Genomic DNA, 21,105 nt, shown 5'->3' on the forward strand with positions numbered 1-21,105 from the left:
CAAGAGTGAAGGATCAAATTAAGGATTTCATCCATTATGTGAGGGTTGAAAGAGGGCTGTCCCAAAATACGATGATGTCCTATGAGCGTGATCTGAAAAGTTATTCTCTCTTCTTAACTGAAACCCTTCAGATCACTTCTTGGAATGATGTGACCCGTCTTCATATTATTCAATATTTAAAGCATTTGAAGGATTCGGGGAAATCAGGGAAGACGTCTGCCAGGCATTTGGCGTCAATCCGGTCTTTTCATCAATTTCTGTTAAGGGAGAAAGCCGCGGATAAAGATCCTTCGGTACATATTGAAACACAAAAAACAGAGCGGGCCCTCCCAAAAGTGCTGGCGCTGAACGAAGTAGAGCGGTTATTGGACACGCCTAAGCTTGACAGCCCGTTCGGTCTCAGGGATAAAGCCATGCTCGAATTGCTGTATGCAACCGGCATCAGGGTCAGCGAGATGATTGAGCTGAAATTATCTGACGTTCATTTGACGATGGGATTTGTCCGCTGCTTCGGAAAAGGCCGGAAAGAGCGGATTGTGCCGATCGGTGAAGCCGCCTCCCATGCGATCGAAGCATACATCGAAAAAGCCAGAGGGAAATTATTAAAGAAAAATGTGACCGAAGCGCTTTTTCTGAATCATCACGGCAGGCAGATCAGCCGTCAGGGATTTTGGAAAAACCTGAAGAAAATCGTCCTTGAGGCAGGCATTAAAAAAGAACTGACACCGCACACGCTCCGGCACTCTTTTGCAACGCACCTGCTTGAAAACGGGGCGGACCTGCGCGCCGTACAAGAGATGCTCGGACATGCCGATATTTCCACGACGCAAATTTACACGCATGTGACGAAAACAAGGCTGAAGGACGTGTACAAGCAGTATCATCCGCGCGCCTAGGAGCCGCTGGCAAAGGTGCCGCGGCTTTTTTCTGTCGGATTGGCGGAATACAGAGAAGGTTCTTATTATTTGAATAGGCATTGTCAACAAGAATGTAAACGGTTTATACTTGAGTTGTCTGACCTCTGTAAGCTAAAATGGACAGATGGAAGAAAAGGAGGCTTTTATGATGTCTGAATACAAATATAAACGTGTGTTTTTGATCGTAATGGATTCGGTCGGAATCGGTGAAGCGCCGGACGCCGCCGATTTTAATGATATAGGCGCAAATACGCTCGGACATATCGCAGAGCACATGAACGGTTTACATATGCCCCATATGGCACAGCTCGGTCTCGGACTAATCGGAGACATTAAGGGTGTGGAAAAAACGGAGCAGCCTCTGGCGTACTACGGTAAAATGCAGGAGGCGTCAAACGGAAAAGATACGATGACGGGGCACTGGGAGATTATGGGCCTCTACATTGAAAAACCGTTTAAAGTATTCCCGGAAGGATTTCCGGATGAGCTTCTTCAGGAACTTGAAAAGCGTTCCGGACGCAAAATCATCGGGAATAAGCCGGCTTCAGGGACGGCGATTCTGGACGAGCTTGGAAAAGAACATATGGAAACGGGTGCGCTGATCGTTTATACATCAGCAGATTCCGTTTTGCAGATTGCGGCTCACGAAGATGTCGTTCCGCTTGACGAGCTGTACAGCATCTGTGAAACAGCCAGAGAACTGACGCTTGATCCGAAGTACATGGTCGGCCGGATTATCGCAAGACCGTTCATCGGAGAACCGGGCAGCTTCAAACGCACGCCGAACCGCCATGATTATGCGCTCAAACCGTTCGGCCGCACGGTAATGAACGGAATGAAACACAGCGGATTAGACGTCATTTCCATCGGTAAAATTTCTGATATTTACGACGGAGAAGGCATCACATCTTCCCGCCGCACGGTATCTAACATGGACGGCATGGACAAAGTGATTGAAACGCTCGGTGAAGATTTTACGGGCCTGAGCTTTGCCAACCTCGTTGATTTTGATGCGCTGTACGGACACCGCCGTGATCCGGAAGGGTACGGAAAAGCGCTTGAGGAATTCGACGCAAGGCTTCCGGAAGTGTTTGAAAAAATGAAAGAGGACGATCTGCTCATCATCACGGCGGATCACGGCAATGATCCTGTCCATCACGGGACGGATCACACGCGGGAGTATGTGCCGCTTCTTGTCTACAGCAAAAAGCATAAACACACTGAACAGCTGCCGCTTGCGGATACATTTGCCGATATCGGCGCCACCATTGCGGATAATTTCAAAACGGAAAAGCCGGAATACGGAAAAAGCTTTTTATCAAGATTACAGTAGGGGGACTTTTTTTGAAACAAAAGATCGAACGTGCTGCTGCATTTATTAAAGAACACGTGAAAGAAACACCGAAGATCGGTCTGATTTTAGGTTCAGGGCTCGGCGTATTGGCTGATGAAATTGAAGGAGCCGTCAAGCTTACATATGAAACGATCCCTGATTTTCCGGTCTCAACGGTAGAAGGCCATGCCGGCCAGCTTGTGATGGGAACGCTTGAAGGTGTGCAGGTCATCGCGATGCAGGGCCGCTTTCATTATTATGAAGGCTACTCAATGGATCAGGTAACGTTCCCGGTCCGCGTGATGAAGGCGCTCGGCATTGAATCTCTCATCGTGACGAACGCAGCGGGCGGTATCAACACTGACTTCCGCGCCGGTGATCTGATGATTATTACCGACCATATCAACTTTACGGGCACCAACCCGCTAATCGGTCCGAACGAAGCGGAATTCGGAGCCAGATTCCCGGACATGTCAGAAGCCTATGACAAAGAGCTTTCAGGCTTGGCTGAAAAAACGGCGGCTGAGCTTGGCATCGCTGTTCAAAAAGGTGTGTACACGGCTGTTACGGGGCCATCTTACGAAACGCCGGCTGAAGTCCGGTTTTTAAGAACGATGGGGTCTGACGCTGTCGGAATGTCGACCGTGCCGGAAGTCATCGTCGCCAACCACGCGGGAATGCGCGTGCTCGGCATCTCGTGCATTTCCAACGCGGCAGCCGGCATTCTTGACCAGCCGTTATCCCATGATGAAGTAATGGAAATGACGGAAAAAGTAAAAGGCGGCTTTTTGAAGCTTGTAAAAGCCGTAGTCGCACGATCTCAAAACTAAATCAGCATAGATCAGCTGTTTCTTCGGAAGCAGCTGTTTTTTTATGTCCTCAAAACGAAACATTTTCCATATGAGGCGTATAAAACCACCGGGCTTGGAAAAAATAAAAAGGATTATGAAATGGAGGGCTTTGGAGATGAAACGTCTTATATCCACTTTGTTGATTGGCATTTTAATAACCGCATCAGCACCGTCCGCTTTTGCAAAGCCGGACGGAAAACATACATCGGAGCTCGCTCATGAAGCCAAAAGCGCCGTGCTGATTGAACGCGATACGGGAAACATTCTTTACAACAAGAACAGCCGGGAGCGTCTGGCGCCGGCGAGCATGACAAAAATCATGACCATGCTTTTAATTATGGAAGCGCTTGACAAAGGAAACATTAAGATGAGCGATAAAGTCAGGACGAGTGAGCATGCCGCATCCATGGGCGGATCGCAGATTTTCCTCGAACCCGGTGAGGAAATGACGGTAAAAGAAATGCTCAAAGGAATTGCGATAGCTTCCGGAAATGACGCATCCGTCGCGATGGCAGAGTATATCGCCGGTTCGGAAGAGGATTTCGTCAATCAGATGAACAAAAAAGCAAAAGAATTGGGATTGAAAGATACCTCCTTCAAAAACCCGACGGGATTGCCTGAAAAAGGCCACTACAGCTCTGCTTATGACATGGCGAAAATGGCGAAGGAATTATTGAAGTATGATAAAATCACTCAATTTACGGGAACGTATGAAGATTATTTAAGAGAAAACACAGACAAAAAGTTCTGGCTCGTCAATACAAACCGGCTGATCAAATTTTATCCGGGTGTTGACGGCGTGAAAACGGGTTTTACAGGCGAAGCAAAGTATTGTTTAACCGCCACCGCTAAAAAAGGAAATATGAGGGTCATCGCAGTCGTTTTCGGAGCCAGCACTCCGAAAGAAAGAAATGCCCAAGTGACAAAAATGCTTGATTATGCCTTCAGCCAGTTCAAAACACACCCGCTGTATAAACGGAATCAAATCATCGGAACGGTAAAAGTGAAAAAAGGAAAACAGAAATTGATCAAGCTGACCACATCTGAACCGATTTCCCTCCTAGCCAAAAAGGGAGAGAACATGGACAAAGTAAAAAAAGAAGTGAAAATCAACAGCAATATAACGGCCCCGGTTAAAAAAGGGGAGGTGCTAGGCAGCCTCGTGCTGAAAAAAGACGGAAAAGTGCTCGTTGAAAGCCCGGTTACGGCAAAAGACGACATGGAAAAAGCGGGTTTTCTCACTTTTCTGAAGCGGACGATGGGAGATTGGACAAAATTTAAATAATCGTGGCGAACGGTCACTAGTTTTGTCATAGTGAAGGAATTGCTTTCCCGAAAATCGAAACACTCATTATCCGATCATATCAAGGAGGAATGAGCATGAGCCTTGGAATTGACTTGCATGTCAAAGAATCCGTGCTTTGTATTCGATTAACTGGTGAACTCGATCACCATACGGCAGAATCATTAAAACAAAAGGTTGCTGAATCGCTGGAGGCTGACGGCATCCGTCACATCGTGCTGAACCTTGAAGATCTTTCCTTCATGGACAGCTCCGGCCTCGGCGTGATTTTAGGACGTTATAAACAAATTAAACAGCTCGGCGGAGAAATGGTCGTGTGCGCGATTTCGCCTGCGGTGAGACGTCTGTTTGACATGTCGGGCCTGTTTAAAATCATCAGGTTCGAACAATCAGAACAAAAAGCGCTTTTAACGCTGGGGGTGGCATCATGAAAAACGAGATGCATCTTGAATTTTCAGCCCTCAGTCAGAATGAATCGTTTGCGCGTGTAGCGGTTGCTTCTTTTATCGCGCAGCTCGACCCGACGATGGACGAGCTGACAGAAATCAAAACCGTCGTATCAGAAGCGGTAACAAACGCAATCATCCACGGCTATGAAGAAAACTGCGACGGAAAGGTGTACATCTCCGTTACCCTAAAGGATCATGTCGTCTATCTGACCATACGTGACGAAGGCCTCGGGATCACGGATCTTGAGGAAGCGCGCCAGCCGCTCTTTACGACAAAACCCGAGCTTGAGCGCTCCGGAATGGGCTTTACCATTATGGAAAACTTCATGGATGATGTCTCGATTGATTCCTCGCCGGAGATGGGGACGACGATACGCTTAACAAAACACCTATCAAAAAGCAAAGCGCTTTGTAATTAAGGAGATTTGTTATGGATGTGGAGGTTAAGAAAAACAGCAAAAACGCGCAGCTCAAGGACCATGAAGTCAAAGAATTGATCAAAAAGAGCCAAGAGGGCGACCAGCAGGCAAGAGACCTCCTCATAGAAAAAAACATGCGTCTTGTATGGTCCGTCGTGCAAAGGTTCTTAAACAGGGGCTATGAGCCGGACGATCTGTTTCAGATCGGCTGTATCGGGTTGTTAAAATCCGTTGATAAATTCGATTTGTCCTATGATGTCCGTTTTTCAACTTATGCCGTGCCGATGATTATCGGAGAAATCCAGCGCTTCATCCGGGATGACGGAACCGTCAAAGTATCAAGATCTTTAAAAGAGCTCGGCAATAAAATCCGCCGGGCGAAAGATGAACTGTCAAAAACATACGGAAGAGTGCCGACCGTCCAGGAAATCGCTGACCACCTGGAGATTGACGCGGAGGACGTGGTGCTTGCGCAGGAAGCGGTGCGGGCGCCTTCGTCCATTCATGAAACAGTGTATGAAAATGACGGAGACCCGATCACCCTGCTCGATCAGATCGCCGATCATTCAGAAGAGAAATGGTTTGACAAAATCGCTCTCAAGGAAGCGATCAGTGATTTGGAAGAACGGGAAAAGCTCATTGTCTATCTGAGGTATTACAAGGATCAGACGCAGTCGGAAGTAGCCGAACGGCTCGGGATTTCACAAGTTCAGGTATCGAGGCTGGAGAAAAAAATATTGAAGCAGATTAAAGTGCAGATGGATCATACGGAAAGCTGACCTTTTACAGGCCGGCTTTTTTTATTTGCGCCTGAATGGTAATTTATGGTCTTTTGCCGCTGATGAATGAGAACAAAAGTGAACCACATACTACATATATAACCACCCGAAAGATGGTGATGCAAGATGGAAAGACGAATATTTCTCAGACTTCGCCACCGCGTGAAGGCTCATACCGGAGATATCATTACAGTCGGTGACGCCGCCCAGATCGCAGGACAGCAAAAGCTGAAAAAAAAACTGTCGGCACTGCCGCTGTATCAGATCACGAAAAAAGACAAAAATATCGTCGTGCTGGACATCATAAAAGTGCTGAAGGCCATTCATACCGCTTTTCCCGCTCTTGATGTGCAGACCGTCGGCGGCGCTGAAACGATAGTGGAAATCCATTACCAGAAAAAGCAGCTGTCAGCCGTTTTGTTCGTCGGTGTCTGGCTGCTGCTTTTTATCGGTTCATGTCTCGCCATTATGAATTTTCATGAAGATGTCAGCATGAGAGAAGTTCATATCGCCTTATATGAAATCATAACGGGCAGGCGCAATGAGTATCCGTACCTGCTTCAGATTCCGTACAGCATCGGCCTCGGTCTCGGGATGATCGTCTTTTTTAATCACATCTTTAAAAAACGCCTGAATGAAGAGCCAAGCCCGCTGGAGGTCGAGATGTTTAATTATCAGCTTGATCTCGATCATTATGTCGCAATACACGAAAACGAAGAGACGATGAAAGATCTGCATGATCGTTAGCATTCTTTTCGTTATGTTTGTCGGGCTTGGCGGCGGGCTGACCGTGGGAGCGGGCTTTGTGGCTTTTTTAACCGTTATGGGAATCATCCCCCGCCTTATGCAGCTGACAAAAACCATGCGCTTTGTACAGGCCTACGAAGGAGCTGTTATTTCCGGGGCGGTGTTCGGCGGCTGGGAAACCTTAAATATGAATCATTTTTTTTTATCTGAATGGCTTGCCGTTCCGGTCGGACTTCTGGCCGGCATGTTTGTCGGCATGCTGGCCGCGGCGCTTACAGAAGTGCTGAACGTGCTTCCCATTCTTGCCAAACGGATCGGTTTCGGGAGCAAAATCATCATTTTGCTGATGGCTATCGTGTTCGGCAAAATAGCCGGCTCATTATTTCATTGGCTGTATTTTATCCATCATTCATAAGGAGGAACAGACGTGACAAACTTAAAAGAAAATTACAAAACAAAAGTGAAAGACTATCAGCCGAAACCGCCATACGTCTGGAATTGTGTCAAAGCCTTTCTGATCGGCGGTTTGATTTGTCTGATCGGGCAGGCTCTTCAAGACTTTTACATCCATTTTTTTAATTTTAATGAAAAAACAGCGGGAAACCCGACGTCCGCCACTCTTATTTTAATTTCCGCCCTCTTGACCGGATTCGGCATTTATGACAGGCTCGGTCAGTTTGCCGGAGCGGGTTCAGCCGTGCCGGTGACGGGATTTGCAAACAGTATGACAAGCGCGGCTCTGGAACACAGAAGTGAAGGGCTTGTGCTCGGTGTAGCGACAAACATGTTTAAACTGGCGGGAAACGTCATTGTATTCGGCGTCGTGGCGGCCTATATCGTAGGGCTGATACGGTTTGCTTGTGAAAAACTGTTTTCATAGGAGGAGAAAAAATGAAATTGACCGGAAAGCAAACCTGGGTGTTTGAAAACCCGTTATTTATAAATGCGGCGGGAACGGCAGCCGGACCGAAAGAAAAAGACGGCCCGCTCGGCTCGCTGTTTGATAAAACATACGATGAAATGCATTGCAATCAGAAAAACTGGGAAATGGCGGAACGTCAATTAATGGAAGATGCCATCAACTCCGCTTTGCAAAAACAGAATTTGAAAAAGAGCGACATCGATTTGCTACTCGCAGGCGATCTTTTAAATCAAAATGTGACGGCCAATTACGTCGCAAGACATCTGAAAATTCCGTTCCTCTGCCTGTTCGGCGCCTGCTCGACGTCAATGGAAACGGTCGCCGTCGCATCCGCGCTTATTGACGGCGGTTTTGCGAACCGGGCGATTGCAGCGACGAGCAGCCATAATGCGACGGCTGAAAGACAATTCCGTAATCCGACGGAGTATGGCGGGCAAAAACCGGATACCGCCACTTCAACGGTCACGGGGGGCGGGGCGGTCATCATCAGCCAAAACCCTTCTGATATCCGGATTACAAGCGCGACAGTAGGAAAAGTAAGCGACCTCGGAATTACAGACCCGTTTGATATGGGATCAGCCATGGCGCCCGCTGCCGCCGATACAATCAAACAGCACCTGAAGGATTTGAACCGCACGGCGGATGATTACGATCTGATTTTAACGGGAGACCTTTCAGGCGTAGGCTCGCCGATCTTAAAAGATTTGCTTAAGGAAGAAGGCTATCCCGCGGGAACGAAACACGATGACTGCGGTCTTCTCATCTATACGCCGGATCAGCAGGTGTTTGCGGGCGGAAGCGGCTGCGCCTGCTCCGCGCTCGTTACGTACACACATATCTTTAATCAACTGAAATCGGGCTCTCTTAACAGGGTTCTCGTTGTCGCGACAGGAGCGCTTTTAAGTCCGACAATGATTCAGCAGAAGGAAACCATTCCGACCATCGCCCACGGTGTGGTATTTGAGCGAGCGGGAGGTGCATCATAAATGGAATATCTGATGGCTTTTGTTTGCGGAGGAATCATATGCATTATCGGTCAGCTGCTGCTGGACATTTTTAAGCTGACACCCGCCCATGTGATGACAACCTTTGTCGTCATCGGCACCTTATTAGACGGGTTCGGAATTTATGATAAATTTATCGAATTCGCAGGCGCGGGCGCGACGGTTCCCATCGTCAGCTTCGGGCACAGCTTATTGCACGGCGCCATGCATCAGGCTCACGAGCATGGATTTATCGGGATCGCCATGGGGATTTTTGAACTTACTTCCGCCGGTATATCTTCAGCGATTTTATTCGCATTTCTTGTAGCCGTTATTTTTAAACCGAAAGGATAATGCCTGATGACGAAACGGAAGGTCATTCTTGTGACAGACGGGGACGTATACGCCGCCAAAACAATTGAATATGCCGCGGAAAAAGCAGGCGGACGATGTATTTCCCAATCAAAAGGCAATCCGTCAACCAGAACCGGTCCGGAACTCGTTCAGCTGATTAAAGCCGCGCCGCATGACCCGGTGTTTGTCATGTTTGACGATTCCGGCCTGCAAGGGGAAGGGCCGGGCGAAACGGCGCTGAAATATGTCGCCTCACATCAAGACATTGAAGTGCTTGGGGTAATTGCGGTCGCTTCTAAAACCCATCAGGCTGAATGGACAAAAGTCGATGTCTCCATTGACCGTGATGGAGAAGTGACGGAGTTTGGCGTCGATAAAACCGGAATGAGAGAAATGGACGAGCACAGAATGAACGGAGATACGGTGTATTGTCTTGACAAACTGGACGTTCCCCTCATTGTGGGCATCGGCGATATAGGAAAAATGGGAAGAAAAGATGACATATCCAAAGGCTCGCCGATCACGATGAAGGCTGTCGAATTCATTTTAGAAAGGAGCGAATATCATGCCGGAAAAACCGGAAAACATGATAAAGGTATACCGGGATCCTAGAAAAAATGAACAATTTTTTAAAGACCGCGTCGGTATGGGGACGAGCTACGATATCGGAGTCCGCAAAGTTCAAGTATTAGACCGGGAAGTCCAGATTTACTTTGTCAATGGGTTAACCGATACATTGTTTATCATTCATTTAATAGAACAGCTCGTCGATGTCAATAATTATGACGAGAACGCGGATGAAGCGCTTGATGTTGTTGAAAACAGGCTTGTGAACCAGCAGGTCCAAAAAGTCAAAACGCTCGACGAAGCGACGGATCAAGTGCTTTCCGGACTTGTGGCCGTTATCGTAGAAGACGCCGGTTTCGCCTTCGTCGTTGACGTCAGAAATTACCCCGGACGCACACCCGAAGAACCGGATACAGAGAAGGTCGTTCGCGGGGCCAGAGACGGATTTATCGAAAGTATCGTCATTAACACAGCGTTAATCAGAAGAAGGATCAGAGACGAAAGGCTCCGCGTCAAAATTACGAAAGTCGGCGAGCGTTCTAAAACGGATCTTGCCATTGTGTATATAGAGGACATCGCGGATCCGGACCTTGTCAGCATCGTCGAAAACGAAGTGAATGCGATTGACATTGACGGACTGACGATGGCTGATAAAACAGTGGAAGAATTTATCGTCAAACAAGGCTACAACCCGTTTCCGATGGTCAGATACACGGAGCGTCCTGATGTGGCCGCCAATCATATTTTAGAAGGGCACGTCATTATCGTCGTCGATACGTCACCGAGCGTGATCATAACGCCCACAACGATTTTTCACCACGTTCAGCATGCGGAAGAATACAGACAGGCGCCTTCTGTCGGAACATTTTTAAGATGGATCAGGTTTTTCGGTATTATCGCTTCAACTGTTCTGCTTCCGATCTGGTTCCTCTTTGTTCTCGACCCGTCACTTCTGCCTGAAAGATTGGATTTTATCGGCTTAAATAAAAATACGCACATTCCGATCATTCTGCAGATCTTTCTGGCTGATTTGGGGATTGAGTTTCTCAGGATGGCCGCGATCCATACGCCGACCGCTTTATCGACTGCTATGGGCCTGATAGCGGCGGTGCTGATCGGACAAATTGCCATAGCGGTGGGGCTGTTTTCCGCCGAAGTGATTCTGTACGTATCGATCGCCGCCATCGGATCATTTACCACGCCGAGCTATGAACTCAGCCTCGCCAATAAAATGATACGTCTCATCTTAATGGTGCTCGTGGCCATTTTTAAAGTAAAAGGCTTTGTTATCGGCTTTACATTGCTGCTGATTTTAATGGCGGGTATCCGCTCGTTTCATACGCCGTATTTATGGCCGTTTTTACCGTTTAACGGAAAGGCGCTGTGGCAGGTGCTTGTCAGGACGACAGTGCCGGGAGCGAAAGTCAGACCGAGCATTGTTCACCCGAAAGACCGTCAAAGACAGCCAAGCGGTTCATAATCGCATTGAAACCGACAGAAGATTATGATATTGTATGTCTTAACTTATGCGGGACTTGTATAAGGACAGCTCAAAAAAAGCTGTCCTTTTCACCCATATGCGGATCAGAAAGAGGGAATGAGCATTGTTCTTACATGGCACAAGCAGACAAAACAAACTAGGTCATCTGGAAATCGGAGGTGTGGATGCCCTGTATTTAGCGGAGCATTACGGCACGCCTCTTTATGTTTATGACGTGGCTTTAATACGTGAGCGCGCTAAAAGCTTTAAACAGGCATTCATTGACGCGGATTTAAAAGCGCAGGTCGCATACGCGAGCAAGGCGTTTTCCTCTGTTGCAATGATACAGCTTGCTGAGCAGGAGGGGCTCTCACTGGACGTTGTATCCGGCGGAGAGCTGTTTACGGCGGTTTCGGCTGGTTTTCCGGCTGACCGGATTCATTTTCACGGCAATAACAAAAGCAGAGAAGAATTAAAAATGGCGCTCGATCATCAAATCGGCTGCATCGTCGTTGATAATTTTTATGAAATATCCTTACTCGCGGAACTGTGCAGCAAATCAGGGCGCACCATGGATGTGCTTCTGCGGATCACCCCGGGAGTAGAGGCGCATACGCATGATTATATTACGACCGGACAGGAAGATTCCAAATTCGGCTTTGATCTGCATAACGGGCAAATAGAAAAGGCGATAGAGCAAGTGCTGCAGTCAGAACATATCCATCTTCTCGGCGTTCACTGCCACATCGGATCACAAATTTTTGATACGGCGGGGTTTGTGCTGGCCGCAGAAAAAATCTTTGCAAAACTGAGTGAATGGAGAGAATCTTTCGGCTTCGTTTCTGAAGTGCTGAATTTAGGGGGCGGCTTCGGCATCCGCTACACGGAAGAGGATGAACCTCTTCATCCTGCCGTCTACGTTGAAAAAATAATCGAAGCGGTAAAAGAAAACGCAGCGCTGCATGCTTTTGACATTCCGGAAATATGGATTGAACCGGGGCGCTCGCTCGTCGGCGACGCCGGAACGACGCTTTATACCATCGGCTCGCAAAAAGAAGTCCCCGGCACCCGTAAATATGCAGCGGTTGACGGAGGAATGAGCGACAATATCCGTCCTGCGCTTTATCAGGCCAAATATGAAGCCGTTTCGGCAAACAGAATCGGAGAACACCACGACACGACGGTGTCCATCGCAGGTAAGTGCTGTGAAAGCGGAGATATGCTCATCTGGGATATAGATCTTCCGGAAGTGAAAGAAGGCGATCTTCTCGCCGTCTTCTGCACAGGAGCATACGGGTACAGCATGGCTAACAACTACAACCGCATTCCGCGGCCTGCCGTCGTATTTGTGGAAGACGGCGAAGCGCATCTTGTCATTAAAAGGGAAACCTATGAAGACATCGTAAAGCTGGATCTGCCGTTTAAGACGGGGGTCAAACAATAAATAAAAAAAGAGACCGGGACAATGGAGTCCGGTCTCTTTTTTGTCTCAGCTGTTTGAAGAAGCTGATCCGCTGTCTCCTGTAAATACAGACACGATCGCATTCCAAATTGAAGCGAAGAAATCAATGACTTTTTGAATAAAGCTTTTGCCTTCATCGGATTGAATGAACTTTGTGATTTTGTCTTTTGCCTTATCGAGCTGATTGCCGACTTGGCCCCAATCAATCTTGGCATTTTTCATTTTATTAAACAATGAAACTAACTGGTCTTTTTGAGCGTCAGTCAGTGTAATGTTAAGGTTTGATGCCGCATCATCGACTTTTTTCCCGATTCCTTCTTTTGTATCGGGCACACCGTTTTTCGCGAAATCGTCTTTAATGTTTGCGATAAGCGCGGAGGCGTTTTTATCTCCGATTTTTTCCCCGAGATTTGAAGTTGTGACAAGCTCTTGGTTGGCGACCTGTTTTACGTCTTCTGAAATCGCTTTGTCTGATGAAACTTCATACGCTTTAATGATTCCCGTCAATGCGGCGGTTCCTGATACCTCAAACGGCGCCGTCACGTATACTTTTGCATCTTTCACGCCTGCTGTCATCAGGGCGTTTAAGTACATCTCATCCGTAATGGAATCAATATTATGGGTTTGGACGTCAAGTCCGGACCCTTTCTTTTCCACCGTGATGGATGATGAAGAAATGGCTCTTGTGCCGATTTGGGCATTCGATATATATTTTCCCAGATATTCATGTTCTTCTTTATTAGTGACCGTCACCTTTGTCGCGTTATCAGGGACATTTAATTCGTCAAGCACTTTCTGACGGTCTGCGTTTGACAGATCTGCCCCCAGTGTGACGATAACATCTCCGACTGCGGCATCGGCCAGGCTGATTTTCGGTATTGTGCACAATACTGCGGCCGCCGCCAGCAATCCAATCCACATTTTTTTCAAAGCGGTTAACCTCCTTCTTTTCACAAATGCCGTTTTGAAGCGGTTTGTGAGGGACTGCGTGAAGCAGTTCCGTTACATAGACGGCTGTGAAGCTGTTCTGGTTTCATTTTCTTTCTTTGGAAGCGGGGAGATTCGTTTTCCGGCTGAAGGTGTGGTATAATAGCCGCGAAAAGAAGAGCAGACGCATCTTCCTTCAAAAGAATATCAAAAAGAAAGCCGGCTTACAATTGAAATTCATATTGAAGAAGGCTTTGACAAAAAACATATGGAAGTAGGAATGAGAATGAAAACTGGTTACATCGAAATGGAGAACGGCAGCAGAATCGAATTTGAACTTTACCCGAATGAAGCGCCTAATACAGTCGCTAACTTTGAAAACCTGGCGAATACAGGCTTCTACGACGGCGTTATTTTCCACCGCGTGATTCCGGGCTTTGTCAGCCAAGGCGGAGATCCGACTGGGACAGGCATGGGCGGAAGCGGAAAAACGATCAAATGTGAAACAGAAGGCAATCCGCATAAACACGAAGCCGGTTCTTTATCAATGGCGCATGCCGGTAAAGACACGGGTTCAAGCCAATTCTTCATCGTACATGAGCCGCAGCCGCATTTAAACGGCGTTCATACTGTATTCGGAAAAGTGACAAGCGGTTTAGAGCATGCGAAAAACATGTCTAACGGAGACAAAATGAAAGAAGTCCGTGTAGAAGGTTAATGACGGAAAAACCCGCCTTTTGGAGGCGGGTTTTTTTATGTATATGAAAATTCTCATGTGTAAATCATGAAAAAATACATATATGAACTTCCGCGGTCACTCTGGTATAGTGTAAAAGACCGATTACAACAATGAAAAGAGGTAAAAACGTTGGTTCAATTGGCAACCGTTTTATTTGTCATTATCATTATCGCACTTATCTTTTGGTTCAGATTAAAAAAGGGAAACAGGCCGATTAAAGGCGGCGGCTTCGGCATCATTCTCCCGCTTTTGATTATCGCCGTCATTTTTTCATTGAGCATCAGCCAGCTCATGAATATCCCGGGAAAGCCGTTTCATCTTCCCGCTGTTTGGGAGCTCGCCATCGCCGGGCTGTTAGGCGCGGTATTTGGCGCCATCATGCTGTCGCAAACCGCATATGAAATCCGGGAAGACGGCTTTGTGTACTCTAAGCGGAATAAAAACTTTAAATATGTCATTATCGCGATTATTGCGATCCGTATCGTGCTCAGTCAATATTTCAAAAACATTGACGCGACGGAATTTGCCGTTTTAACAATGGAGCTTGCTTTTGTGTATTTGTGCATTTGGCGGATCGGAAGCTTCGTAAAATACCGTAAAATCAGCAGATCCGGCTTATAAAATGAAAAAAATGGATGAGGTGCGGGGCTTATTTGCCCTCTGTGCAGGGATTCATGGTAAAATAAAAACGACCATGGCTAATGGGAGGAAATCACTTGAAATCAGAAAAAGAAAAAACTTCTAAAAAAAGCGCCGTACTTGATTGGGCGAAAGCCATTATCATCGCTGTCGTTCTCGCATTGCTCATCCGCAACTTTTTATTTGCTCCTTATCTCGTTGACGGAAGATCAATGGAACCGACGCTGCATGACCGCGAGAGAATCTTTGTTAATATGACGGTCAAATACATAAGCGACTTCAAACGCGGCCAGATCGTCGTTCTGAACGGAGAAAATGAACACTATGTCAAACGGATTATCGGACTTCCCGGCGACACGGTGCAAATGAAAAACGACCAGCTGTACATCAACGGCAAAAAAGTGTCCGAACCGTATTTAGCGGCAAACAAGAAAAAAGCGAAGCAAGACGGCTATGACCGGCTGACGGAAGACTTCGGCCCGGTGAAAGTGCCGGACGACAAATATTTCGTCATGGGTGATAACCGCAGAGAATCTATGGACAGCCGCAACGGCCTCGGTCTTTTTACGAAAAAACAAATCGCGGGCACATCAAAATTCGTCTTCTTCCCGTTTAACGAAATCCGCAAGACGAAATAAAACGTACGGCAGTTTTCTTTATAAGAAAACTGCTTTTTTTATATAAATTAATCTCCCTACCCACAAAAACAGAACATAAATTCGTATAACTATTTAATAGATAGAAAGTTTTACAGATACATGAAACATCTTCCCTTGACGAAACGTTATATGAATAACTCACGCAGGGAAGAACGGTTTTCTATTCATGAAAAAAAGGAATATGACATAGTAATGAATAGATTGATACGGGCTGGAGGTAGAAAAATGGGAAGTATTAAAACAAAAGCAGCCATTTTACTTGTACTGCTGCTGTTATTGGCGGGCGGTTTTATGGTCATAAACGATATTGAGCTGAAAGACGTGCCGACGGCTATCGGACAAACCCTGTCTCAGGAAAAAGAAGAATATACAGTGAAAACATATAAAATTACGAAAATAGAAGGAACCGAATACCACGGCACGGCAGCAAACGGCACAAAAATCATTTTTAACGGCGACAAGCTGAAGCAGGATCTCTCCGATGTGAAAAAAGGAGATAAGATTAAAGCGTATTTCAGCAAATCAAACCGGATTGACGGCTTATTGAAGGTTGTTAAAGTAAACGAATAAGTAAAGGCGCCTTTTTTGGAAAAAGGGCGCTTTTTATTTTTCTGAAAAATCAGGTGCAAATTCATTGCGCCTGCCGCAAAGGATGTTATAATAGCGGATAAGGACAAAAAAATATTGATTGTATCCTTCGGGGCTGGGTGAAAATCCCGACCGGCGGTAATAAGGCGTTTTGCGCTTTACAGCCCGTGACCCGTATGCATTTGTATACGGTGGATTCAGTGAAAAGCTGAAGCCGACAGTGAAAGTCTGGATGGGAGAAGGATGAGAGAAGCTATGCAAAAAATAATCTTACTGTATAGTCTTATTTCCTATGGATTAAAACTGGCAAAGCCCCGAACTGTGTAAACATTCGGGGCTTTTTTGACGCCAAATTGCGTGGAAGAAGGGAGGGATAACGATGGAAGAATATTATATGAATACGGCAATAGAGCTTGCCAGACGCGGTGAAGGGCAGACGCAGTCCAATCCCCTTGTCGGTGCTGTCGTCGTCAAAAACGGCCAGATCGTCGGAATGGGCGCCCATTTGCAATACGGAGAAGCCCATGCGGAAGTGCACGCGATCAATATGGCAGGCAGTCATGCAAAAGACGCAGATATGTATGTGACGCTGGAGCCTTGCAGCCATTACGGAAAAACACCGCCATGCGCCGAACTGATGATAAAGTCGGGGATAAAAAGGGTATTTGTCGCTATGACGGATCCAAATCCGCTAGTCGCCGGAAAAGGCATCAGAATGCTGGAAGCAGCGGGCATCGAAGTGAAAACCGGAATTCTCAGGCAGCAGGCAGAAGAGCTGAATAAAATGTTTCTTCACTTCATGAGGACCGGACTTCCGTATGTCACCTTGAAAGCGGCCGCAAGCCTTGACGGGAAAACAGCGACTGAAACCGGTGACAGCAAATGGATTACTTCAGAGGCGGCAAGGCTTGATGCCCAGCAATACAGGAAATCGCATCAAAGCATTCTTGTCGGAGCAGGCACAGTCAAAGCCGATAATCCGAGCCTGACCTGCAGGCTGCCCGGTGCGGTCAAGCAGCCGGTCAGAGTCATTCTCGATACAAAGCTGACCATTCCGGAAACGGCAAATGTGGTCACTGACGGCGCCGCGCCGACATGGATATTTACGGCCAAAGACGCTGACGTGCAAAAGAAAGAGCGGCTGACCGCACTCGGAATAAAAGTCTTTTCGCTTGAAACAGACCGCATTCACATTCCTGAGGTGCTCAGCATTCTCGCTGAAAACGGCATAATGTCCGTTTATGTGGAAGGCGGCGCATCCGTACACGGAAGTTTTGTCAAGGAAGGCTGTTTCGAGGAGCTTCATTTCTATTTCGCCCCTAAATTAATCGGAGGAACGCTTGCTCCCAGCTTGATCTCCGGTGAAGGTTTTCAATCAATGAAAGATGTCCCCCATTTACAATTCACACAAATCACCCAAATCGGGCCGGATATAAAACTAACGGCCATACCTAAAGAAGGAAAGGATGGTGACGATGTTTACAGGAATCGTTGAAGAAACAGGCACGATCCAAGCAATCAAAAAGACAGGCCTTTCCATGGCATTAACCATCGCCGCTTCAAAAGTGACAAGCGATGTGAAACTTGGCGACAGCATCGCGGTAAACGGCATCTGCCTGACCGTAACCGGATTTTCTGATAAACAATTTACGGTTGATGTCATGCCGGAAACCGTAAAAGCCACTTCGCTGAACGGTTTGTCAAAAGGCAGCAAAGTCAATCTGGAAAGAGCGATGTCCGCCAATGGACGCTTCGGCGGCCACTTTGTATCCGGGCATGTGGACGGAACGGCGGAAATTACCCGGATTGAGAAAAAAAGCAACGCGGTTTATTACGATCTAAAACTTTCGCCCGAATTGACGAAAACGCTCGTCTTGAAAGGTTCGATTACGGTAGATGGCGTGAGCCTGACAATTTTCGGTTTATCAGACGAAAGCGTGACGGTATCCGTTATTCCGCATACCATTTCAGAAACGATTTTTCAGACGAAAACAGTCGGCTCGACCGTAAATATTGAGTGTGACATGATCGGCAAATACTTATACCGCTTTTTGCACAAAACAGAACAAACGAAAAGCAATCAAACGATCACAGAAGCTTTTTTAAGCGAGAACGGCTTTTAGAAAGGAAGATCAATATGTTTCATCCAATAGAAGAGGCGTTAGATGCGCTGAAAAAAGGTGAAGTCATCATCGTTGTCGATGATGAAGACAGAGAAAACGAAGGAGATTTCGTAGCGCTCGCTGAGCATGCCACACCCGAAGTGGTCAATTTTATGGCGACCCATGGGAGGGGCCTGATCTGCACGCCGCTTTCTGAAGATATTGCCGGCCGGCTGGATCTTCACCCGATGGTCGATCATAATACGGACTCACATGAAACCGCGTTTACGGTCAGCATTGACCACAGACTGACAAAAACAGGCATCAGCGCTCAAGAACGTTCTTTTACGATTCAGGCGCTGTTGAATGAGGAATCTGTGTCTGACGATTTTCAGCGTCCGGGCCACATTTTTCCCTTAATCGCAAAAAAAGGAGGCGTCCTGAAGCGGGCGGGCCACACGGAAGCAGCCGTTGACCTTGCAAAAGCATGCGGCTCTCAAGGAGCGGGCGTCATTTGTGAAATTATGAATGAAGACGGCACAATGGCCAGAGTGCCTGAGTTATCAGAAATCGCCAAACGCCACCGGCTGAAAATGATTACGATAAAAGACTTAATAGAATACCGCTACAACATTACGACACTTGTGAACCGAGAAGTTGACATTACGCTGCCGACTGATTTCGGCACGTTCCGGGTTTACGGATATACAAACGAGGTTGACGGAAAAGAACACCTCGCCTTTGTTATGGGTGATGTCCCGTTTAGCAGCGAACCCGTTCTTGTCAGAGTGCACTCAGAATGCCTGACGGGCGATGTGTTTGCATCCCACCGCTGTGATTGCGGGCCTCAGCTTCATGCCGCGCTTGCGCAAATTGCCGAAGAAGGCCGAGGCGTCTTATTGTATTTGCGTCAGGAAGGAAGAGGAATCGGTTTAATCAATAAGCTGAAAGCGTACCGATTGCAGGAAGAGGGGTATGACACAGTTGAAGCGAACGAAGCGCTCGGCTTTCTGCCTGACCTGCGCAACTACGGGATCGGTGCCCAGATTCTCCGCGATTTGGGGGTTCAGCATATGAAACTTTTAACCAATAACCCCCGGAAAATCGCCGGCCTTGAAGGATACGGACTGAGCATTTCAGAACGGGTGCCGCTTCAAATGGAAGCGGGTGAGCATAACAGGAATTATTTACAAACCAAAATGAACAAACTCGGACACTTGCTTCATTTCTAAAAACAAATCTCACAAAAAAGGATGGATAACATATGAATATCATACAAGGAAACTTAGTAGGAACAGGACTTAAAATCGGAATCGTCGTCGGCAGATTTAATGAATTTATTACGAGCAAGCTGCTAAGCGGAGCGGAAGATACATTGCTTCGCCACGGTGTAGAATCAAATGACATTGACGTTGCTTGGGTGCCGGGAGCGTTTGAAATCCCGTTTGCGGCAAAAAAAATGGCGGAAACGAAAAAATACGATGCGGTTATTACACTCGGCACGGTGATCAGAGGAGCGACAACGCATTATGACTATGTCTGCAACGAAGCGGCAAAAGGCATCGCTCAAGCGGGCGCGGCGACGGGCGTCCCGGTTATCTTCGGTATCGTAACGACTGAAACCATTGAGCAGGCGATCGAACGCGCCGGAACAAAAGCCGGAAATAAGGGAGCGGATTGCGCAGTATCCGCCATTGAAATGGCGAATCTAAACCGTTCATTTGAATAATTTGTTGAAAAGCGTTTAAAACAGCGGCGAAAATGATATAATGTGAGGAAACGGATCGCCTTTATTCATCCGTTTGCTAGGACATGAATGGACATTTTGGATATAGAGGGGTTTTTATGTTAATTCGTTATAAAAAATCGTTTGAAAAGATTGCAATGGGTCTTCTGTCATTTATGCCGAATGAAAAAGATCTCAAGCAGCTTCAGCAGACAATAAAGGACTATGAAACGGATACTGGCCGCCAGCTCTTTCTTTGGAAAGAGGATGAAGATATCGTCGGAGCGATCGGAGTCGAAAAAAAAGACTCAGAGGTTGAAATCCGCCATATCAGCGTGAATCCTTCTCACCGCCATCAAGGAATCGGAAAGCAAATGATGGACGCCTTAAAACGTCTGTTCAAAACGGAGGCACTCGTTCCGAATGAATTAACGCAAAGCTTTTTTGAACGCTGTCAACATCAAAAAGATCAGGATATTTCATATAATAACTGACAAATGCTCCCGGAATCTTCACGGTTTCGGGAGCTGTTTTTATGAGAAAAAGCAGGGCTGTCCGTCAGCCTCTGCTTTTTTTTCTTCTCTCCATTTCCCGTTCGCGTTCCTTAATGACATCCGTCCTGTCCCGCAGGCGGTGTTTATGAATAAGAAAGGTATCTGATACGCCGGCCTGCCCCCATGTATAGCCTTTGCGGCGGCATTCGGCAAGACACGCTTCTTTCAGAGTGTCATCTGTAATCGGCAGCATAACACTTTTGTACGGCCGGCCGGCTTTTATATCGTCTGACAGCGATTCTATCAGCTCTATCAGCTTTGGATGGCTGAGGCCGAGAGAGCTGACAGCCTGTTTTTCAGCTCTCAGAATGCGTAAGCTGTTGGCGATCAGCCGTTTTGCCCCGGCTTCATTTCCCCTCCGCTGGTGATACAGAGCGACGGCTAGCTGAATCAGGCCGACCCAATGAATGCTCCGCTCCTCAGGCGGGCTTTCTTTCCAATATTCCTCTAACAGTTCATGACACTCAAAATAATCTCTTGATGCGTGAAATTCGGCCAAAAAGCCGATATAAGCTTTTGGATACAAGCCGCTTCCTCCTTTTGCTAAAACCAGTGTACCACAGCGTTATGAAAAGGAAAAAAAGAGCGGCTTGGTGTCTGAAACG

The 21,105-nt window shown here is 47.0% G+C and carries 26 protein-coding genes and 1 riboswitch; of the genes, 24 read left to right on the forward strand and 2 right to left on the reverse strand.

Going from position 1 to position 21,105, the window contains the following annotated elements:
* The first annotated feature begins 5 nt into the window (after nucleotides 1–5).
* From xerD to lysA, 15 genes are all read left to right on the forward strand, one after another.
* Nucleotides 6–896 carry a site-specific tyrosine recombinase XerD gene (xerD, locus tag ACXN9U_RS03790; protein ID WP_489202187.1) on the forward strand — a complete coding sequence of 297 codons (891 nt, stop codon included), beginning with the start codon at nucleotides 6–8 and terminating at the stop codon, nucleotides 894–896.
* A 169-nt stretch (nucleotides 897–1,065) separates the two neighbouring features.
* Nucleotides 1,066–2,250, forward strand: coding sequence for a phosphopentomutase (gene deoB / locus ACXN9U_RS03795; RefSeq protein ID WP_489202188.1), 1,185 nt, complete (start codon nucleotides 1,066–1,068; stop codon nucleotides 2,248–2,250).
* Between the two features lie 11 nt (nucleotides 2,251–2,261).
* Nucleotides 2,262–3,080, forward strand: a complete 819-nt coding sequence (locus ACXN9U_RS03800) for a purine-nucleoside phosphorylase (protein WP_060964857.1) — start codon at nucleotides 2,262–2,264, stop codon at nucleotides 3,078–3,080.
* Between the two features lie 136 nt (nucleotides 3,081–3,216).
* Nucleotides 3,217–4,386, forward strand: coding sequence for a D-alanyl-D-alanine carboxypeptidase family protein (locus tag ACXN9U_RS03805; RefSeq protein WP_045925499.1), 1,170 nt, complete (start codon nucleotides 3,217–3,219; stop codon nucleotides 4,384–4,386).
* A gap of 95 nt (nucleotides 4,387–4,481) precedes the next feature.
* Nucleotides 4,482–4,835: an anti-sigma F factor antagonist gene (gene spoIIAA / locus ACXN9U_RS03810; protein WP_016939160.1), complete on the forward strand. Its 354-nt coding sequence runs from the start codon at nucleotides 4,482–4,484 to the stop codon at nucleotides 4,833–4,835.
* A complete protein-coding gene (spoIIAB, locus tag ACXN9U_RS03815; RefSeq protein WP_060964858.1) occupies nucleotides 4,832–5,272 on the forward strand; it encodes an anti-sigma F factor in 441 nt (146 codons plus the stop codon). The genes spoIIAA and spoIIAB overlap by 4 nt, the downstream gene beginning before the upstream one ends.
* An 11-nt stretch (nucleotides 5,273–5,283) precedes the next feature.
* A complete protein-coding gene (gene sigF / locus ACXN9U_RS03820) occupies nucleotides 5,284–6,051 on the forward strand; it encodes an RNA polymerase sporulation sigma factor SigF (protein WP_003153348.1) in 768 nt (255 codons plus the stop codon).
* 126 nt (nucleotides 6,052–6,177) lie between these two features.
* Complete coding sequence (spoVAA, locus tag ACXN9U_RS03825; protein WP_016939157.1) at nucleotides 6,178–6,798, forward strand: stage V sporulation protein SpoVAA; 621 nt, start codon at nucleotides 6,178–6,180, stop codon at nucleotides 6,796–6,798.
* The gene (locus ACXN9U_RS03830) at nucleotides 6,788–7,213 is read left to right on the forward strand and encodes a stage V sporulation protein AB (protein WP_007409413.1); all 426 of its coding nucleotides are present in this window, start codon (nucleotides 6,788–6,790) and stop codon (nucleotides 7,211–7,213) included. Before spoVAA ends, ACXN9U_RS03830 begins: the two co-directional genes overlap by 11 nt.
* A 12-nt stretch (nucleotides 7,214–7,225) precedes the next feature.
* Nucleotides 7,226–7,678 carry a stage V sporulation protein AC gene (spoVAC, locus tag ACXN9U_RS03835; protein WP_007612334.1) on the forward strand — a complete coding sequence of 151 codons (453 nt, stop codon included), beginning with the start codon at nucleotides 7,226–7,228 and terminating at the stop codon, nucleotides 7,676–7,678.
* 11 nt (nucleotides 7,679–7,689) lie between these two features.
* On the forward strand, nucleotides 7,690–8,706 hold the full coding sequence (spoVAD, locus tag ACXN9U_RS03840; protein ID WP_016939156.1) for a stage V sporulation protein AD: 1,017 nt from the start codon (nucleotides 7,690–7,692) through the stop codon (nucleotides 8,704–8,706).
* Nucleotides 8,707–9,057, forward strand: coding sequence for a stage V sporulation protein AE (gene spoVAE / locus ACXN9U_RS03845; RefSeq protein WP_414831107.1), 351 nt, complete (start codon nucleotides 8,707–8,709; stop codon nucleotides 9,055–9,057).
* Between the two features lie 3 nt (nucleotides 9,058–9,060).
* The gene (gene spoVAEA, locus ACXN9U_RS03850; RefSeq protein ID WP_101605449.1) at nucleotides 9,061–9,669 is read left to right on the forward strand and encodes a stage V sporulation protein SpoVABEA; all 609 of its coding nucleotides are present in this window, start codon (nucleotides 9,061–9,063) and stop codon (nucleotides 9,667–9,669) included.
* Nucleotides 9,623–11,104, forward strand: a complete 1,482-nt coding sequence (locus tag ACXN9U_RS03855) for a spore germination protein (protein ID WP_045925497.1) — start codon at nucleotides 9,623–9,625, stop codon at nucleotides 11,102–11,104. The genes spoVAEA and ACXN9U_RS03855 overlap by 47 nt, the downstream gene beginning before the upstream one ends.
* Nucleotides 11,105–11,228: 124 nt before the next feature.
* Nucleotides 11,229–12,548, forward strand: coding sequence for a diaminopimelate decarboxylase (gene lysA / locus ACXN9U_RS03860; protein ID WP_438420156.1), 1,320 nt, complete (start codon nucleotides 11,229–11,231; stop codon nucleotides 12,546–12,548).
* Between the two features lie 45 nt (nucleotides 12,549–12,593).
* Here lysA and ACXN9U_RS03865 read toward each other — a convergent pair whose 3' ends face one another.
* Complete coding sequence (locus ACXN9U_RS03865) at nucleotides 12,594–13,496, reverse strand: DUF1002 domain-containing protein (protein WP_060964861.1); 903 nt, start codon at nucleotides 13,494–13,496, stop codon at nucleotides 12,594–12,596.
* Nucleotides 13,497–13,779: 283 nt separating this feature from the next.
* Here ACXN9U_RS03865 and ACXN9U_RS03870 point away from each other — a divergent pair, with 283 nt between their 5' ends.
* The 9 genes from ACXN9U_RS03870 to ribT all read left to right on the forward strand — a co-directional run bounded on the left by ACXN9U_RS03870 (nucleotide 13,780) and on the right by ribT (nucleotide 20,440).
* Complete coding sequence (locus ACXN9U_RS03870; protein WP_038463262.1) at nucleotides 13,780–14,211, forward strand: peptidylprolyl isomerase; 432 nt, start codon at nucleotides 13,780–13,782, stop codon at nucleotides 14,209–14,211.
* A 150-nt stretch (nucleotides 14,212–14,361) separates the two neighbouring features.
* Nucleotides 14,362–14,853: a CcdC protein domain-containing protein gene (locus ACXN9U_RS03875; protein ID WP_060964862.1), complete on the forward strand. Its 492-nt coding sequence runs from the start codon at nucleotides 14,362–14,364 to the stop codon at nucleotides 14,851–14,853.
* A gap of 80 nt (nucleotides 14,854–14,933) precedes the next feature.
* Nucleotides 14,934–15,509, forward strand: a complete 576-nt coding sequence (lepB, locus tag ACXN9U_RS03880) for a signal peptidase I (protein ID WP_045925495.1) — start codon at nucleotides 14,934–14,936, stop codon at nucleotides 15,507–15,509.
* 246 nt (nucleotides 15,510–15,755) lie between these two features.
* The gene (locus ACXN9U_RS03885; protein WP_060964863.1) at nucleotides 15,756–16,100 is read left to right on the forward strand and encodes a hypothetical protein; all 345 of its coding nucleotides are present in this window, start codon (nucleotides 15,756–15,758) and stop codon (nucleotides 16,098–16,100) included.
* Between the two features lie 119 nt (nucleotides 16,101–16,219).
* Nucleotides 16,220–16,366, forward strand: a riboswitch (FMN riboswitch).
* Between the two features lie 131 nt (nucleotides 16,367–16,497).
* Nucleotides 16,498–17,613, forward strand: coding sequence for a bifunctional diaminohydroxyphosphoribosylaminopyrimidine deaminase/5-amino-6-(5-phosphoribosylamino)uracil reductase RibD (ribD, locus tag ACXN9U_RS03890; protein WP_060964864.1), 1,116 nt, complete (start codon nucleotides 16,498–16,500; stop codon nucleotides 17,611–17,613).
* Nucleotides 17,594–18,241, forward strand: a complete 648-nt coding sequence (ribE, locus tag ACXN9U_RS03895; protein WP_047475699.1) for a riboflavin synthase — start codon at nucleotides 17,594–17,596, stop codon at nucleotides 18,239–18,241. The genes ribD and ribE overlap by 20 nt, the downstream gene beginning before the upstream one ends.
* 14 nt (nucleotides 18,242–18,255) lie before the next feature.
* On the forward strand, nucleotides 18,256–19,452 hold the full coding sequence (locus ACXN9U_RS03900) for a bifunctional 3,4-dihydroxy-2-butanone-4-phosphate synthase/GTP cyclohydrolase II (RefSeq protein ID WP_060964865.1): 1,197 nt from the start codon (nucleotides 18,256–18,258) through the stop codon (nucleotides 19,450–19,452).
* 32 nt (nucleotides 19,453–19,484) lie between these two features.
* Nucleotides 19,485–19,949 (forward strand): 6,7-dimethyl-8-ribityllumazine synthase, encoded by a 465-nt coding sequence (gene ribH, locus ACXN9U_RS03905; RefSeq protein ID WP_060964866.1) that lies wholly within the window; start codon nucleotides 19,485–19,487, stop codon nucleotides 19,947–19,949.
* A 116-nt stretch (nucleotides 19,950–20,065) separates the two neighbouring features.
* Nucleotides 20,066–20,440 (forward strand): GNAT family N-acetyltransferase RibT, encoded by a 375-nt coding sequence (gene ribT / locus ACXN9U_RS03910; RefSeq protein ID WP_003153373.1) that lies wholly within the window; start codon nucleotides 20,066–20,068, stop codon nucleotides 20,438–20,440.
* A 64-nt stretch (nucleotides 20,441–20,504) separates the two neighbouring features.
* Here ribT and ACXN9U_RS03915 read toward each other — a convergent pair whose 3' ends face one another.
* A complete protein-coding gene (locus ACXN9U_RS03915; RefSeq protein ID WP_047475701.1) occupies nucleotides 20,505–21,026 on the reverse strand; it encodes a DUF309 domain-containing protein in 522 nt (173 codons plus the stop codon).
* Nucleotides 21,027–21,105: the final 79 nt, after the last annotated feature.

The organism is Bacillus sp. BACIII (assembly GCF_057836745.1).

Excerpts from the sequence above, each read along its gene's own strand:
- deoB (WP_489202188.1), top strand. The coding sequence starts at position 1,066 with ATGTCTGAATACAAATATAAACGTGTGTTTTTGATCGTAATGGATTCG.
- ACXN9U_RS03805 (WP_045925499.1), top strand. The coding sequence starts at position 3,217 with ATGAAACGTCTTATATCCACTTTGTTGATTGGCATTTTAATAACCGCA.
- spoIIAA (WP_016939160.1), top strand. The coding sequence starts at position 4,482 with ATGAGCCTTGGAATTGACTTGCATGTCAAAGAATCCGTGCTTTGTATT.
- spoIIAB (WP_060964858.1), top strand. The coding sequence starts at position 4,832 with ATGAAAAACGAGATGCATCTTGAATTTTCAGCCCTCAGTCAGAATGAA.
- sigF (WP_003153348.1), top strand. The coding sequence starts at position 5,284 with ATGGATGTGGAGGTTAAGAAAAACAGCAAAAACGCGCAGCTCAAGGAC.
- spoVAA (WP_016939157.1), top strand. The coding sequence starts at position 6,178 with ATGGAAAGACGAATATTTCTCAGACTTCGCCACCGCGTGAAGGCTCAT.
- ACXN9U_RS03830 (WP_007409413.1), top strand. The coding sequence starts at position 6,788 with ATGATCGTTAGCATTCTTTTCGTTATGTTTGTCGGGCTTGGCGGCGGG.
- spoVAD (WP_016939156.1), top strand. The coding sequence starts at position 7,690 with ATGAAATTGACCGGAAAGCAAACCTGGGTGTTTGAAAACCCGTTATTT.
- spoVAE (WP_414831107.1), top strand. The coding sequence starts at position 8,707 with ATGGAATATCTGATGGCTTTTGTTTGCGGAGGAATCATATGCATTATC.
- ACXN9U_RS03855 (WP_045925497.1), top strand. The coding sequence starts at position 9,623 with ATGCCGGAAAAACCGGAAAACATGATAAAGGTATACCGGGATCCTAGA.
- ACXN9U_RS03870 (WP_038463262.1), top strand. The coding sequence starts at position 13,780 with ATGAAAACTGGTTACATCGAAATGGAGAACGGCAGCAGAATCGAATTT.
- lepB (WP_045925495.1), top strand. The coding sequence starts at position 14,934 with ATGGGAGGAAATCACTTGAAATCAGAAAAAGAAAAAACTTCTAAAAAA.
- ACXN9U_RS03885 (WP_060964863.1), top strand. The coding sequence starts at position 15,756 with ATGGGAAGTATTAAAACAAAAGCAGCCATTTTACTTGTACTGCTGCTG.
- ribD (WP_060964864.1), top strand. The coding sequence starts at position 16,498 with ATGGAAGAATATTATATGAATACGGCAATAGAGCTTGCCAGACGCGGT.
- ribE (WP_047475699.1), top strand. The coding sequence starts at position 17,594 with ATGTTTACAGGAATCGTTGAAGAAACAGGCACGATCCAAGCAATCAAA.
- ACXN9U_RS03900 (WP_060964865.1), top strand. The coding sequence starts at position 18,256 with ATGTTTCATCCAATAGAAGAGGCGTTAGATGCGCTGAAAAAAGGTGAA.
- ribH (WP_060964866.1), top strand. The coding sequence starts at position 19,485 with ATGAATATCATACAAGGAAACTTAGTAGGAACAGGACTTAAAATCGGA.
- ribT (WP_003153373.1), top strand. The coding sequence starts at position 20,066 with ATGTTAATTCGTTATAAAAAATCGTTTGAAAAGATTGCAATGGGTCTT.